Annotated in this window: 15 protein-coding genes; 5 read left to right on the forward strand and 10 right to left on the reverse strand. The window is 62.9% G+C overall.

The window, feature by feature from the left end; all coding sequences use genetic code 11:
• Window positions 1–40 precede the first annotated feature (40 nt).
• Window positions 41–904: a cyclopropane mycolic acid synthase PcaA gene (pcaA, locus tag MSIMFI_RS02685; protein ID WP_186241496.1), complete on the forward strand. Its 864-nt coding sequence runs from the start codon at window positions 41–43 to the stop codon at window positions 902–904.
• A gap of 7 nt (window positions 905–911) precedes the next feature.
• Here pcaA and fadB2 read toward each other — a convergent pair whose 3' ends face one another.
• From fadB2 to MSIMFI_RS02700, 3 genes are all read right to left on the reverse strand, one after another.
• A complete protein-coding gene (gene fadB2, locus MSIMFI_RS02690) occupies window positions 912–1763 on the reverse strand; it encodes a 3-hydroxybutyryl-CoA dehydrogenase FadB2 (protein WP_224770044.1) in 852 nt (283 codons plus the stop codon).
• 96 nt (window positions 1764–1859) lie between these two features.
• A complete protein-coding gene (gene aceA / locus MSIMFI_RS02695; protein WP_191496021.1) occupies window positions 1860–3146 on the reverse strand; it encodes an isocitrate lyase in 1287 nt (428 codons plus the stop codon).
• Between the two features lie 263 nt (window positions 3147–3409).
• A complete protein-coding gene (locus tag MSIMFI_RS02700) occupies window positions 3410–4204 on the reverse strand; it encodes an acyl-[acyl-carrier-protein] thioesterase (protein ID WP_186241494.1) in 795 nt (264 codons plus the stop codon).
• A gap of 150 nt (window positions 4205–4354) precedes the next feature.
• Here MSIMFI_RS02700 and ramB point away from each other — a divergent pair, with 150 nt between their 5' ends.
• Window positions 4355–5770: an acetate metabolism transcriptional regulator RamB gene (gene ramB / locus MSIMFI_RS02705; RefSeq protein ID WP_191496022.1), complete on the forward strand. Its 1416-nt coding sequence runs from the start codon at window positions 4355–4357 to the stop codon at window positions 5768–5770.
• Window positions 5767–6342 carry a carboxymuconolactone decarboxylase family protein gene (locus tag MSIMFI_RS02710; protein ID WP_191496023.1) on the forward strand — a complete coding sequence of 192 codons (576 nt, stop codon included), beginning with the start codon at window positions 5767–5769 and terminating at the stop codon, window positions 6340–6342. The genes ramB and MSIMFI_RS02710 overlap by 4 nt, the downstream gene beginning before the upstream one ends.
• A gap of 3 nt (window positions 6343–6345) precedes the next feature.
• Here MSIMFI_RS02710 and MSIMFI_RS02715 read toward each other — a convergent pair whose 3' ends face one another.
• Together MSIMFI_RS02715 and lpdA are read right to left on the reverse strand one after the other, a co-directional pair.
• Window positions 6346–6636 (reverse strand): hypothetical protein, encoded by a 291-nt coding sequence (locus MSIMFI_RS02715; protein ID WP_191496024.1) that lies wholly within the window; start codon window positions 6634–6636, stop codon window positions 6346–6348.
• Window positions 6637–6641: 5 nt separating this feature from the next.
• Window positions 6642–8036, reverse strand: a complete 1395-nt coding sequence (gene lpdA, locus MSIMFI_RS02720) for a dihydrolipoyl dehydrogenase (RefSeq protein WP_191496025.1) — start codon at window positions 8034–8036, stop codon at window positions 6642–6644.
• 190 nt (window positions 8037–8226) lie between these two features.
• Here lpdA and MSIMFI_RS02725 point away from each other — a divergent pair, with 190 nt between their 5' ends.
• Window positions 8227–8955 (forward strand): hypothetical protein, encoded by a 729-nt coding sequence (locus MSIMFI_RS02725; RefSeq protein WP_191496026.1) that lies wholly within the window; start codon window positions 8227–8229, stop codon window positions 8953–8955.
• Here the strand turns inward: MSIMFI_RS02725 and MSIMFI_RS02730 are convergent.
• On the reverse strand, window positions 8952–9563 hold the full coding sequence (locus tag MSIMFI_RS02730) for a TetR/AcrR family transcriptional regulator (RefSeq protein ID WP_191496027.1): 612 nt from the start codon (window positions 9561–9563) through the stop codon (window positions 8952–8954). The two genes, MSIMFI_RS02725 and MSIMFI_RS02730, sit on opposite strands and share 4 nt — an antisense overlap.
• A 176-nt stretch (window positions 9564–9739) precedes the next feature.
• Between MSIMFI_RS02730 and MSIMFI_RS02735 the strand changes: the two genes are divergently transcribed.
• Window positions 9740–11437, forward strand: a complete 1698-nt coding sequence (locus tag MSIMFI_RS02735) for a PucR family transcriptional regulator (protein ID WP_191496028.1) — start codon at window positions 9740–9742, stop codon at window positions 11435–11437.
• Here MSIMFI_RS02735 and MSIMFI_RS02740 read toward each other — a convergent pair.
• From MSIMFI_RS02740 to exaC, 4 genes are read right to left on the reverse strand one after another with little or no spacing between them, the layout of a single operon-like run.
• Window positions 11434–11982: a hypothetical protein gene (locus MSIMFI_RS02740; protein WP_191496029.1), complete on the reverse strand. Its 549-nt coding sequence runs from the start codon at window positions 11980–11982 to the stop codon at window positions 11434–11436. The genes MSIMFI_RS02735 and MSIMFI_RS02740 overlap by 4 nt on opposite strands.
• A complete protein-coding gene (locus MSIMFI_RS02745) occupies window positions 11975–12253 on the reverse strand; it encodes a putative holin (RefSeq protein WP_186241485.1) in 279 nt (92 codons plus the stop codon). The genes MSIMFI_RS02740 and MSIMFI_RS02745 overlap by 8 nt, the downstream gene beginning before the upstream one ends.
• A 20-nt stretch (window positions 12254–12273) precedes the next feature.
• Window positions 12274–12798 carry a DUF779 domain-containing protein gene (locus MSIMFI_RS02750; RefSeq protein WP_191496030.1) on the reverse strand — a complete coding sequence of 175 codons (525 nt, stop codon included), beginning with the start codon at window positions 12796–12798 and terminating at the stop codon, window positions 12274–12276.
• Window positions 12798–14321 (reverse strand): acetaldehyde dehydrogenase ExaC, encoded by a 1524-nt coding sequence (gene exaC / locus MSIMFI_RS02755; protein ID WP_191496031.1) that lies wholly within the window; start codon window positions 14319–14321, stop codon window positions 12798–12800. Before exaC ends, MSIMFI_RS02750 begins: the two co-directional genes overlap by 1 nt.
• Between the last annotated feature and the right edge of the window lie 62 nt (window positions 14322–14383).

Consider the following 14383-nt stretch of genomic DNA (forward strand, 5'->3'; position numbering starts at 1 on the left):
CGCCATGCTCGCCTCCGGAAACAGAAAGGCTCGAAGCGTAATGTCCGTGCAGCTCACGCCGCATTTTGAGAACGTGCAAGCCCATTATGATCTATCCGACGATTTCTTCCGGTTGTTTCTCGACCCCAGCCAGACCTACAGCTGCGCCTACTTCGAGCGCGACGACATGACACTGGAAGAGGCGCAACTCGCCAAGGTCGACCTGTCGCTGGGAAAGCTGAAGCTCGAGCCCGGGATGACGCTGTTGGACATCGGCTGCGGCTGGGGCGCCACTATGAAGCGCGCCATTGAGAAGTACGACGTCAATGTCGTTGGCCTGACGCTGTCCGAAAACCAGGCCGCCCACGTCCAGAAGATGTTCGACGAAATGGACACCCCCCGGAGCCGGCAGGTCCTGCTGGAGGGCTGGGAGAAGTTCCACGAACCCGTCGACCGCATTGTTTCCATCGGTGCGTTCGAGCATTTCGGCCGCCAACGCTATCCGCGCTTCTTCAGGATGGCCTACAACGTCTTGCCGAGCGACGGCATCATGCTGCTGCACACCATCGCCCGTCCCACGTTTAAAGAGGCCAGGGCGAAGGGCCTGCCGCTGACCCACGAAATCGTTCACTTCACCCAGTTCATCTTGGCGGAGATCTTCCCGGGCGGCTGGCTACCGACCATCCCGTCGGTCGAAGAGCATGCCGGGGCGGCGGGCTTCAAGGTGACTCGGATCCAGTCCTTGCAGCTGCACTACGCGCGAACCCTGGACCTGTGGGCGGCGGCGCTCGAATCCAAGCGGGACCAGGCGATTGCGATCCAGTCGGAGAAGGTTTACGACCGGTATATGAAGTACCTGACGGGCTGCGCGAAACTATTCCGCGAGGGCTACACCGACATCGACCAGTTCACATTGGAAAAGTGACCGGCGTTCAGTACGTGTAGAAACCCTGGCCCGATTTCTTGCCCAATTGACCCGCCTCGACCATCCGCAGCAATAGCGGCGGCGGCCCATAGTGCGGTTCCTTGAATTCCTCGAACATCTTGTCGGCGATTAATTTGAGGGTGTCCAGACCGACTAGATCCGAAAGCCGCAACGGGCCCATCGGATGAGATAACCCGGCAACAACGGCCTTATCGACGTCTTCGACGGTGGCGAACCCGGCCTCAACCATCCGGATGGCCGATAGGAGATAGGGCACCAGGAGCGCGTTCACCACGAAGCCGGACCGGTCCGAACAGCGCACAACCTGTTTGCCCAGCACCGCGCTGGCAAACTCTTCGGTGCGAGCGGCGGCGGCCTCGTCGGTGACCAGCGTGCTCACCAACTCGACCAGCGGCAGCACCGGCACCGGATTGAAGAAGTGCAGGCCCAAAACCCGCTGCGGGTTCTTGGTTGCCGCCGCGATTTTCATGATCGGGATGCTGGAGGTGTTCGACGCCAATACCGCGTCGGGGTCGGAGACGACACGGTCGAGTTCGGAAAAGATCTCGGCCTTGACGGCCTCGTCCTCGACGACGGCCTCGATGACGAGTTGCCGATCGGCCAAGTCATTCAGGTCGGTGGTGAACGTCAACTGGCCCAGGGCACGGTCGCGCTCGCGCTCCGTCACCTTGCCCGCGCTGACGCCACGCTCCAGCGACTTGACGATGCGGTTGCGTCCCGCGGTGATCAGCGCCTCGGTGGTCTCGAACACGGTCACGCCGACGCCGGCGCGCACCGACACCTCGGCGATACCGGATCCCATCTGTCCGGCCCCGATCACGCCCACTCGTTGGATCACTGTTCCTCCTCAAATGCGCGAGCAGACGCAGAATCGCATCAATTGGGCTGCAGGAGTGCGATTCCGCGTCTGCTCGGCAGACTAACTCAACCTAACTCAGTGGAACTGGCCCTCTTCGGTGGAGCCGGTCAGCGCAGTGGTCGACGAAGTCGGGTCCACCGTCGTGGCGATGCGGTCGAAGTAACCGGCACCGACCTCGCGCTGGTGCTTGGTCGCGGTGTAGCCGCGCTCCTCGGCATCGAACTCGCGCTCCTGCAACTCGACGTACGCGCTCATCTGGTTGCGGGCATAGCCGTAGGCCAGGTCGAACATCGAGTAGTTCAGCGCGTGGAAGCCGGCCAGCGTGATGAACTGGAACTTGAAGCCCATCGCGCCCAGCTCCTTCTGGAACTTGGCGATCGTCGCGTCGTCGAGGTGCTTCTTCCAGTTGAACGACGGCGAGCAGTTGTAGGCCAGCATCTGGTCCGGGAACTCGGCCTTGACGCCCTCGGCGAACTTGGCCGCCAGCTCCAGGTCCGGCGTGCCGGTCTCCATCCAGATCAGGTCGGAGTACGGCGCGTAGGCCTTAGCCCGCGCAATGCAAGGCTCCAGGCCGTTCTTGACCCGGTAGAACCCTTCCTTGGTCCGCTCGCCGGTAATGAACGGCTGGTCGCGCTCGTCGACGTCGGAGGTGATCAACGTGGCCGCCTCGGCATCGGTGCGCGCGATCACGACGGTCGGGACGTCAGCGACGTCGGCCGCCAGGCGAGCCGAGGTCAGCGTGCGAATGTGCTGCTGGGTCGGGATGAGCACCTTGCCACCGAGGTGACCACACTTCTTCTCCGACGCGAGCTGGTCCTCCCAGTGCGACCCGGCTGCGCCCGCGGCGATCATGGCCTTCTGCAGCTCGTAGACATTCAGCGCACCGCCGAAGCCGGCCTCGCCGTCGGCGACGATCGGCGCCAGCCAGTTCTCGACGGACGTGTCGCCCTCGACCTTGGCGATCTCGTCGGCGCGCAGCAGCGCGTTGTTGATGCGACGGACGACCTGGGGCACCGAGTTGGCCGGGTAGAGGCTCTGGTCGGGGTAGGTGTGGCCGGAAAGGTTGGCGTCGCCGGCGACCTGCCAGCCCGACAGGTAGATGGCCTTCAGGCCGGCACGCACCTGCTGGACGGCCATGTTGCCGGTCAGCGCGCCCAGCGCGTTGACGAACTCCAGGTCATGCAGCTGGCTCCACAGGACCTCGGCACCGCGGCGGGCCAGGGTGTGCTCCTCGACCACGCTGCCCTGCAGCGCGACCACCTCGGCGGGCGTATAGGTACGGGTGATGCCCTTCCAGCGCGGGTTGGTGTCCCAGTCCTTCTGGATCTGCTCGGCGCTCTTAGGCGTGCCAACGACAGACATCGAATGCTCCTTAACATGCTTGCTGAATCGCTGATGCCGCACCAACCAGCGGTGCTAGAGGCTCAACTTCACTGGTGTGCTGCCACGACCATGGCACAGCCCGTCTATGCAGGTCCACCCATTTCCGTTGCCAATTTAAGCAACGACTTTCCATGATTTTGCTAACTTTGCAAAGACACGGTTAACTGAACCGTTTCAGTAGCTACCAGCCGGTAATCGAATACTCGCAGGTCATCATGGATTTAGCTGGGCTGTAGCTGCGGCTACAGGGAGAAGAGCGATGCGACGGCTTTCGTCTCGTCGCCAACCGCATATGTGAGCGTTGTAACAGTCCGGTCGGTCAGTCCGGAACCGAATTGATCGGTGGAGCCGGCCGGATGGATGTGCGAGATGATTTCCAGCTTGTCGCCAAGCGCAACGGGCGCCTCGTGCTCGATGGTCACCCGCAAGGGTCCCTGTAGCAGCTCGCGGTGAGCGGACAGGTAGTCCTCGATCACGCTCCAGTACACCGAGTTGTTCATATGGTCGAATAGGTCGATGTCGGTGACCCGGACCGGAAACTCGTGAATCTCCGTCGCGTCATCGCGGCTGCCGGCTTTCAAATAGCCCTTCCACCGCAGCCGATCAACCGAAGTGGTCTTGTGTAGACCCGCCAAGAAGTCGTCGGCGATGCGGGCCGGCATCTCGGTTTCCCGGTTGACGTGGATCCAGAAGGCCTCGGATTCGATCAGGCCCCCCTTGCGCCCATCTACGCGGACCCGCATCTCGCACCAGCGGTTCGAGGTGCCCGAGCACCAGCGTCGACATCGCAGCATGTCTTGAAACTCGATGGGCCGGATCAGGTCGACCATCGTGCGGCGCACGATCCACAGCGGGTGGGTCTCCTCGAAGCCCATCTCGCGCAGCTGGTCCTGGCCGATGTCCTGGATGTGCCGGCAGGCCGCGTCCAAGCGCAGCCGGCCGGTGCGGTCGATATCCCCCACGCGCAGCGGCCATTCGCGGTCGAACACGTCGGGGTGACCGTCCGGTACCGGCATCAACTCTTTGTCCAGGCTCACGGCGTCGCTCCCTGTTTCCTCCTCGTCCGCCTCCCAGGTTGACCCAGGCTTTCGGTGCGAATCATGCCAATGCCGTCCTCGAAACACCAATCGACGGGCCGTGCCAAGTCTGCGAACCGTGCCTTCACACCCGCGCGTACGCTCAGTTGAGTGCCCAAGACGTTCGTCGGCTCCCGGGTCCGTCAGCTGCGCAACGAGCGCGGGTTCAGCCAGGCCGCACTGGCGCAGACGCTGGAGATCTCACCGAGCTATCTCAATCAGATCGAACACGACGTCCGCCCCCTGACGGTGGCCGTTCTGCTGCGGATCACCGAGGTGTTCGGGGTCGATGCGACCTTCTTCGCCTCTCAGGACGACACCCGGCTGGTTGCCGAGCTACGCGAGGTAACCATGGACCGCGATCTGGATCTCGACATCGACCCAACCCAGGTGGCCGAATTGGTTGGGGCTCATCCCGCCTTCGCGCGCGCGGTGGTCAATCTGCACCGGCGCTACCGAATCACCACCGCACAGCTGGCCGCCGCCACCGAGGAGCGATATTCCGACGGCAGCGGCAGCGGCTCGATCACCATGCCCCACGAGGAAGTACGTGACTACTTCTATCAACGGCAGAACTACCTGCACGAGCTGGACAGCGCCGCCGAAGACCTGACGATTCAGATGCGGATGCATCACGGCGACCTGGCCCGCGAGTTGACTCGGCGGCTCACCGAGGTACACGGAGTCCGCATCACCAGAAGGATCGATCTCGGCGACACGGTGTTGCACCGCTACCACCCCAAGACCAAAACGCTGGAAATCAGCAATCACCTGTCCTTGGGTCAGCAGGTATTCAAGATGGCCGCCGAGTTGGCGTATCTCGAGTTCGGCGACCTGATCGACGGCATGGTCGAAGAGGGCAAGTTCACCAGCCAGGAGTCGCACACCCTGGCCCGGCTCGGGCTGGCCAATTACTTCGCCGCGGCCGCGGTGCTGCCCTACGGGCAGTTTCATGACGTCGCCGAGAATTTTCGCTACGACGTCGAGCGACTGTCGGCCTTCTACTCGGTGAGCTACGAGACGATCGCGCACCGGCTCTCGACTCTGCAACGGCCCTCGATGCGGGGCGTGCCGTTCTCGTTCGTCCGGGTCGACCGCGCCGGAAACATGTCAAAACGTCAGTCGGCCACCGGCTTTCACTTCTCCTCCAGCGGCGGCACCTGCCCGTTGTGGAACGTCTACGAGACGTTCGCCAACCCCGGCAAGATCCTGGTGCAAATCGCCCAGATGCCCGACGGCCGCAACTACATGTGGGTGGCCCGCACCGTTGAGCGCCGCGCTGCCCGGTATGGTCAGCCCGGTAAAACCTTCGCGATCGGGCTCGGCTGCGAATTGCGGCATGCGCACCGGCTCGTCTACTCGGAAGGACTCGACTTGTCGGGGGATATCGCGACACCGATCGGCGCCGGTTGCCGGGTCTGCGAGCGCGACAACTGCCCGCAACGGGCATTTCCCGCGCTCGGGCGCGCACTCGATCTCGACGAGCATCGCAGCACGGTGTCCCCTTACCTGGTGAAGCAGCCGTGACCGCCCCTCAAGACGGCCAGCTCGCGCGCATCCCGTCGGGCAGGTTCCGCCAACTGGGGCCGGTCAACTGGGTGCTGGCCAAGCTGGGTGCACGCACTGTGCGAGCGCCGGAGATGCATTTGTTCACCACGCTGGGCTACCGTCAGTCCCTGTTCTGGGCCTGGCTGCTCTATGGCGGCCGGGTGTTGCGGGGGCGGCTGGCCCGCATCGATACCGAGCTGGTGATATTGCGCGTCGCGCATTTGCGCTCCTGCGAATACGAGTTGCAGCACCATCGCCGCATGGCGCGTGGGGCAGGGCTCGATCCTCAGACGCAAGCCACCATATTCGCCTGGCCTGACACTCCTGAAACCGACGGTCCCCGAAAGGTTTTGAGCGCCCGACAACAGGCGCTGTTAATGGCGACTGATGAGTTGATCAAGGACCGGTCGATCACCGCGGACACCTGGCAACAGCTGGCGACGCACCTCAACCGGCCCCGGTTGATCGAATTCTGCATGCTGGCAACTCATTACGACGGGCTGGCGGCCACGATCACGGCACTCGAGATACCGCTGGACAACCCGCGCTGACTGCTAGAAATAGATCTCGGCCAGCACGGCCAACGTCAGAATGACCGGAAAGATCGGCAACCCGAACGCAAACGCCGACCAGGCAAACTTGCGGCGCCAGCGCAGCCCCCAGCCCCCCACCGCGGCGCAGACCGTGAGCACACCCGACAGCAGCAAGACCGCAAGGCTCCATTTGCTGGCGGTCGTGAGATCATCGCCGATCGAAATGGCCACCAGCCACAGGATGTAGCCGGCGGCCAAACCGCCGATGCCACCCACAATGGTCTGGGGGGTCTGGGGAGTATCGGTGCTCATCTTGCTCAGAAGTTGATCATGTGGCCGGTCAGGCCGTGGAAGCACTCCTGCAGCGCCTCTGACATCGTCGGGTGAGTGTGTACGTTGCGCGCCAACTCGGTGGCCGTGAGGTCCCACTTCTGCGCCAGCGTGAGCTCGGGCAGCAGTTCGGAGACGTCGTGGCCAACCAAATGCCCGCCCAGCAGCTCGCCGTGCTTCGCGTCGGCCACCAACTTGACGAAACCGCTGGGGTCGCCAAGGCCGTGCGCCTTGCCGTTGGCGGTGAACGGGAACTTGGCGACCACGACGTCGTAACCTTCGTCGCGGGCCTGCTGTTCAGTGAGCCCGAAGCTGGCGACCTGCGGTTGGCAGAAGGTCGCGCGCGGCAACATGCGGTAATCGCCTAGAGCCAAAGTCTCTGCACCGGCAATGGTTTCGGCCGCGACCACGCCCTGCGCTTCTGCGACGTGCGCCAGCATCAGCAGCCCGGTGACGTCGCCGATCGCGTAGATATGGGGGACGCTGGTGCGCATGTAGTCGTTGATGCCGATGGCCTTGCGGTCGGTCAGCGCGACGCCCGCCTTGTCCAGTCCGTAGCCCTCGACGTTGGGCGCGAACCCGATGGCCTGCAATACCTTGTCGGCCGTAAGCTCCTCGGATTTACCGTCCTTGCTCACGACCACGGTGACCTGCGAACCATCGTCGGAAATGGACTCCACCTTGGTTCCGGTCAGGATCTTGACACCGAGCTTTTTGAACTGCTTCTCGATCTCCTTGGAGACCTCGGCGTCCTCATTGGGCAGCGCACGCGGCAGGAACTCCACGATCGTCACGTCGACGCCATAGTTCTTCAGCACATAGCCAAACTCCATGCCAATCGCGCCGGCTCCGGCGATGATGATCGACTTCGGCAACTCCCGCAACAGGATCTGTTCCTCATAGGTCACGACGTTGGCCGACAGCGACGTCCCGGGCACCAGTCGGGTGCTGCTGCCGGTGGCGATGATCGCGTTGTCGAACGTGACCGTTTCGGTACCGCCATCGTTGAGCTCAATCGACAACGTGTTGGCGTCGGTAAACCTGCCATAGCCGTGGATCTCGGTGATCTTGTTCTTCTTCATCAGGAAGTGCACGCCGGCCACACGGCCGTCGGCCACCTTGCGGCTGCGGTCAAAGGCGACCCCGTAGTCGAACTTGGCTTCGCCGTTGATGCCGAAAGTCTTGGCGTCCTTGGTGAAGATGTGGACAAGTTCGGCGTTGCGCAACAGCGCCTTGGACGGGATGCATCCGACGTTGAGGCAGACTCCGCCCCAATATTTGGGTTCGACGATTGCGGTGTTGAGGCCTAACTGCGCGGCGCGAATCGCCGCGACATATCCGCCGGGACCGGCTCCGAGAACGACGACGTCATAGTGAGTCACGGCCCCCACCCTAGTGGCTCCAACTGCCTAGATCGCGGGCAGGACTGGCGACTTTCGCTCTTTTCGACACCGTCCCTGTGGCACCACTCCGGATTACTGCGAGCGAAGGAGTGGAAACGACGTCGGCCAGTCTCGTTCCCGCCGATTGCCGATCCGAGCCTGCGGACTCGGTTATGATGGCGAGGCCAACATGACCATGGACAACATGCCCGCCGTTAATGGGTGGCCGAGGTGGTCGCACCTCACCGTCGAACGACTGATTAAGACACTTCCTCCGATTGAGGATATTTGGGCGGCACTCCCCGATCCTGCAGCAATAGGGCAATTAAAGCAACGCGAAAACCTGCTCGGTGTCGCCACCCTTTCCTGGCGCAGCTTTGAACTTATTCACGAAATCGTGTCGCATCTCGGGGCATACAACGCAATCGTTCGGCATCCACCTTCGGTGAAAGCGTGCACGAAGCAAGCCCTGCTCAATGGCCTCTTAAGTAACGCTGCGCTGCTGGTCAACAAAACAGTGACGGTTCGTCTCCACACACAGCACTTCCTGCTCACCGGTGTGGGTGACTTCACGATCAATCGTCATTTGTTACACCAGGTAGCTGAGAAATTCCAGCTCCCCCGGCGGGTCGCAAAGGCTTGCCGGATCAATCCGACTGATTATTCTCCGGAATCCGAACTGGGACTACAAGCCGGTATAGTCTCGCCTTTCATCTCGCCCTCGGTGTCACGCAATAGACTGCGCGGGATAGTGCTATTTATAGCGATGGAAATCGACCCAACGGAAGAGCGAATGATAGCAATATCACTCTCACCATTTGAGAGTCTGGTTGTTCGGCTTGCCGACTTCCATGCGCTTGCGCACCTTTATGCGCGGCGCGCATACCCTGACCTTCATTGGGCCAAGATTCGCGGCTAATTAGGTGCGGGCGCACGCAGGCCATCCCCCACCACGTCGACAGCCAGTCGCGCCAGCTGTTGGCGAGAACGTTCGGATTCGCCGGTTCCGCGCAGCTCGTCGGAAGCGCTCGCCAGCCCGCCGATTCCCCATGTGGTCAAGAAGAAGTACACGGTCTCAACCGCGCCCTCCCGAACTACGCCGGCGGCTTGCAGCTGCGCCAGAAGCGCGGCGGAGGCCTCGCGGGTCGGACCGATGTAATGCGTGAGCATGTATTCGAACCGTGGACCAGATATTGCGGCTTCGTGCTGGATGATCCGGGCCAACGCCGGTCGCCGCAGCGTCGCTTCGGAGAATTTGACCATCAGCAGCCGTAGAACCTCGAAAAGATCCGACGGCACCTCATCCGGCGGCACCTGTAGCGCTGCGTACAAGTCCGCGAAACCGTGATCGACCGCGGCGTGCCAGGCGGCATCCTTGGATTGATAACGCCGATGGATCAGATTGTGGCTCATCCCGAGGTGTCGGCATAGCTCACGCAGACTCGTGCCCTCATAACCCAGATCGGCGAATGCGTCGAGTAGGCGGTCTAGGAGCTCGACCTCCTCGATGAGCTTCGGACGTGCCACTTGTCTAGGTTATTCGCGCCGTGCGTGGACGCGCGCAGTGGTTGTATCGGCATCCATGGACATAGTTGACAGATGACACTAATCAGATATGATGACAACTGTCAACTAACGTGTCGAGACTACGCCCGCCGGCATCCGCGGGACGCGACCGGCCGCAGCACACAGAAGGGCAGATCATGGCCGCTCCGATTACCCACTATTCCGAGCTATCGATCGATACCAACGAATTGACGGTTCGCCGGCTGCTCGATGAAGCACTGATGTCCGGTGCCCGTGTTGTGACCGGCGCTGACCAGCTCGATCGCGCGTTGACCTGGATTCTGCCGCTGACTGAAGTACCAGCGTTGCCGAATCGACTCGAGGCGGTGGCGGTGTATACCCGCGCCGAGGCCTTGGCCGGCGGCGGCATCCCGCTTGCCTCGCTAGCCACCCGGGGTGCGGCGGTTCTGGTGGTTGACGGGCCGATACCAGCAGAGGTTCCACGCTCGGGTCTCCCCACCGGACTGGTGGTCATCGAGATGGCCGCGCGCGTCGGCTTTGCCGCCCTTAGCCGCCTTTTCGCGACGCTGACCCTGAATCAGGAAGTGCCGGTGATGCGGTACTCGATGCACGTGCATGCGTTGCTGGCGAGGCTGTTCCACCGTGGGGCAGGCCTGGAGATCCTCATTCGTGAGGTTTGCAATCTGGCCCGCAACCCCGCGATGGTCCTCGACGCTCGCGGTCAGGTGATTGCCCAGGCTGGACTTGGCGTGAACGACATTGAAGCGCTCGCCGACTCGGCTCGCCACGTGCTTGCAACCGGTATACCCTCCGCACGTCGTTTGACCGAACAGGGCAGCCGGATGGAACGCGTCGTTGGTGCCAGCGGCGGAACCTGGACATCGATTGCCCATGAAATCAAGGTCGGTAAGGCCGTCGAGGGCTGGGTAATCGTCCTCGTCCCGTTTGCCGTCTTGGGCCCCCACGATCTGGCCCGTCACCGCGTCCTCACCGAACAGGCGGCTGCCGTTGTTGGCATCGAACTGCTGCGCCAGCGCAGCGTCGAGGAGGCCGAAGACCGGGCGCGCGATGACTTCATCCAAGCGCTGGTGCACGGCGCCTTCTTCAGCGACCACGAACTGCGGGCCCGTGCCGAGCACCACGAGATCGACCCGGATTCGACGTTCGGCGTGTTCGTTGCCCGCGGCTTGTTACCGCCACCGGTACGAAATCGGGCAGCCAGAACGCTGCGATTGGTCCGCGATGCTGCCCACATCTTCGCGGACCAGTCGGTGCGCGCCGATGCGACCGTTATCGGCGATGTTTTGGTGGTGGTGCGTACCCTGCGCGGTGCTGACGAGTCAGCGCTAAGCCACGAGATGGCCGCCTTGGCCCAATCAATGTGCCGTGCACTTGAGCTGCGTTGTGGGAAGGCGGTAGCCGTCGCCTACGGACAACCAGCCCGCGGCGCCGGTGAAGTCTCCGACAGCTATCGCGACGCCCAAATCGCTTTGGACATCGCGCATCGGCTCGGCCGTACCTGCGCCACCTCTCATCAGGACCTGCGCAGCTTCACGATGCTCGCCGAAATCGCCGACTCTGAGGAGAGCCGGCAACTGATTCAGCAGTTCGTCGAGCCGTTGCGGTCGGGTCCGAATCTTCTGGAAACCTTGACGGGTTACCTGGCCCGAGGCGGGAACATCACTGACGCCGCCCGCGCACTCGATGTCCATCGCAACACGCTGCTGAACAAACTCGACCGAATTTCGCGCGCGATCGGTCTGGACATCCGACAACCGGAGAACCAATTCACGGCTCGGCTAGCGATAAGGCTCGACACGCTGGCCGAGGCCAGAGCGGCAACCGACCGAGAGCTGTGCCCGGTGGGCCGCTAGTACGGAAGGACGCCAAGCAGACAGCGGGTCATCCGCTCGCAGTAAAAGTACCCGTAGAGCGGCGCGGCAGCGGCGACGGAGGCGAATGGTCCCGACATCACGGCGATCGACAACGCCGTGATCAGCGGCCTGCCCTGCACCATCGAGAGCATCAAGCCACCCACGGCACAAGCGACGACGTAGACCAGGACGACGAACACCGGCGGTGTCTTGTCGATCGTGTGGTACCACCAGTAGAACAAACTGAGCCCAACCTCGGCCGCAGCGAACCAGACGCCGAGGATCACCAGGACAAACTTCCACCATTTCAGGTAGAGGTACCGACCCGGTACGACAACCGGTGCGGCCGGCTCTGCGGCTGCCGCTTCCCCGGCGTCCGAATCCTCCGCCGGGGTCGCGGGCGGCGACGCCTTGCCGGGTGTCTCGGCATTTTCGAGGCCGGCGAACGAAGCCAGCGGCTGCGAACCCGTGTCATCGAAATCAGGTACGAACGGCTCCGTCCCCGGGCTTGATTCACGGTCTTGGTCACCGTCTTGGTCAGCCACCGGAGACCACCTGGATCGCGACGAGCACACCCAACCAACCCGGCGCCAACGCGAGAATGAACGCACCCATCGTCGTCACCCATCGACGCCCGGACAACAGGATCACCAACAGCCCAATCGCGCTGGGAATCCCGACCACAAGCGCGATGACGACATCCGGGCGCACCCGAGCGTGGACCAGCACAGTGGCCGCCACTCCCGCAAGCGCGCCGACCGCGTTACCCACCAGCATGGCGCTGGTCAACAGCCATGATCGTGGAAGCGGGATCACGGTGTACGACCTTACTGCGGTTATCGGCCAGTGGCGGCCCCGCACACTCCGGGCGGCGGGGTTTTGTCGTCGAGATCGACGATAAAACCCCGAGTCGACGGCCGTTCGCCACGCTCGAAAGCCGCGCCGGTAATCACCGGTACGGCCCGCAGCAGCTCTTGCTCGGCGTCGGTGAACAGCCGACCCCGACTGAGGAATCGCACGCCCTCAGGTGCTTCCAGACTGAACCCACCCCCGCGGCCCGGCACCACGTCGATGACCAGCTGAGTGTGCTGCGCTCCCCGATAGTGGGCCTGGTACTGCGGACCGGAGATCCACACCGGAACTCCGTCTCCTACGTCGAGTACGCCGAGCAACACGTCACGGTCACCGACGACAAAGTCCACACGCGGGTAGCACATCGGCGACGAACCGTCGCAGCAGCCGCCGGACTGGTGAAACATCACCGGGCCATGGCGGTCCTGCAGTCGGGTCAGCAATTCGGCGGCGGCAGCGGTTATCACCACGCCCGCGGGAGCTCTCCCCAGCGCCGAAGTCGCGACCATCAGAAAAATCCCAGCGCCTTATCGGAGTAGGACACCAGAAGGTTCTTGGTCTGCTGGTAGTGCTCGAGCGCCATCTTGTGGCCCTCCCGGCCGAACCCGGATTGCTTGTAGCCGCCGAAGGCCGCGTGCGACGGGTAGACGTGGTAGCAGTTGACCCACACCCGGCCCGCCTGGATATCCCGGCCGGCGCGGTAGGCAGTGTTTCCGTCGCGGCTCCACACGCCAGCCCCCAAACCGTAGAGCGTGTCGTTGGCGATGCCCATCGCGTCGTCGTAGTCACGAAACGGCGTCACGGCTACCACAGGCCCGAAGATCTCCTCCTGGAAGATCCGCATCTTGTTGTTCCCGGAAAAGATCGTCGGCTGCACGTAATAGCCGCCGGACAGGTCACCACCCAACTCGGCGCGCTCACCGCCGGTAATGATCTTGGCCCCTTCTGCCTTCCCAATCTCGATGTAGGACAACACCTTTTCCAGCTGGTCGTTGGAGGCCTGGGAACCCAGCATCGTCGCGGAATCCAGCGGATCGCCCTGCCGGATCGCCTTGGTCCTAATGGCCGCCAGCTCCAGGAACTCATCGCAGATGTCGGATTGGACCAGGCTGCGCGACGGGCATGTACACACCTCACCCTGATTGAGGGCGAACATCGTAAACCCCTCCAACGCCTTGTCCTGGAAGTCGTCATTGGCCGCCATCACGTCGGAGAAGAAGATGTTGGGGCTCTTGCCGCCAAGTTCCAGGGTGACCGGGATCAGGTTCTGCGAGGCGTACTGCATGATCAGTCGCCCAGTGGTGGTTTCCCCGGTGAACGCGACCTTCGCAATGCGGTCGCTGGACGCCAGCGGCTTGCCGGCCTCGGCGCCGAATCCATTGACGACATTGAGCACCCCTGCCGGCAACAGGTCACCGATCAGCGACATCAGGTAGAGAATCGAGGCCGGGGTCTGCTCGGCTGGTTTGAGCACAACCGCGTTGCCGGCCGCCAATGCCGGCGCCAGCTTCCAAGCACCCATCAGGATGGGGAAGTTCCACGGGATGATCTGGCCCACCACCCCAAGCGGCTCGTGGAAGTGGTAGGCGACAGTGTCCTCGTCGATTTGCGACAGCGAACTTTCCTGAGCGCGAATCGCCGCGGCGAAGTACCTGAAGTGATCGGCCGCCAGCGGGATGTCGGCCGCCAGTGCCTCCCGGATCGGTTTGCCGTTGTCCCAGACCTCGGCGACTGCCAGCGCTGCGGTGTTTTCCTCGATGCGGTCGGCGATCTTGTTCAGGATCGCGGCCCGCTCGGCCGGTGCGGTCTTGCCCCACCCAGGCGCCGCCGCGTGTGCGGCAACAAGCGCCTTGTCGATATCGGCTTCGTCGGAGCGTGCTATCTCGCAGAACGGTTGCCCGGTCACCGGCGTCGGGTTCTCGAAGTAGCGGCCCTGAGCGGGAGCGACCCACTCGCCGCCGATGAAGTTCTCGTACCGGGATTCATAGGACATCAGCGCCCCGTCGGAACCGGGACGTGTAAAGACAGGCATCTTTTCGGCTCCTCGCTCGATGTTGTAATACAACTCACACTACCGCCGGGGCCAGAATGGCT

Source organism: Mycobacterium simulans (assembly GCF_900232995.1).
In the GTDB taxonomy this organism is placed as follows: Bacteria; Actinomycetota; Actinomycetes; order Mycobacteriales; family Mycobacteriaceae; genus Mycobacterium; species Mycobacterium simulans.

Coding starts and splice junctions, on each gene's coding strand:
- pcaA (WP_186241496.1), top strand. CDS start 41: ATGTCCGTGCAGCTCACGCCGCATTTTGAGAACGTGCAAGCCCATTAT.
- aceA (WP_191496021.1), bottom strand. CDS start 3,146: ATGTCTGTCGTTGGCACGCCTAAGAGCGCCGAGCAGATCCAGAAGGAC.
- MSIMFI_RS02715 (WP_191496024.1), bottom strand. CDS start 6,636: ATGAGCACCGATACTCCCCAGACCCCCCAGACCATTGTGGGTGGCATC.
- MSIMFI_RS02725 (WP_191496026.1), top strand. CDS start 8,227: ATGACCATGGACAACATGCCCGCCGTTAATGGGTGGCCGAGGTGGTCG.
- MSIMFI_RS02735 (WP_191496028.1), top strand. CDS start 9,740: ATGGCCGCTCCGATTACCCACTATTCCGAGCTATCGATCGATACCAAC.
- MSIMFI_RS02750 (WP_191496030.1), bottom strand. CDS start 12,798: ATGGTCGCGACTTCGGCGCTGGGGAGAGCTCCCGCGGGCGTGGTGATA.
- exaC (WP_191496031.1), bottom strand. CDS start 14,321: ATGCCTGTCTTTACACGTCCCGGTTCCGACGGGGCGCTGATGTCCTAT.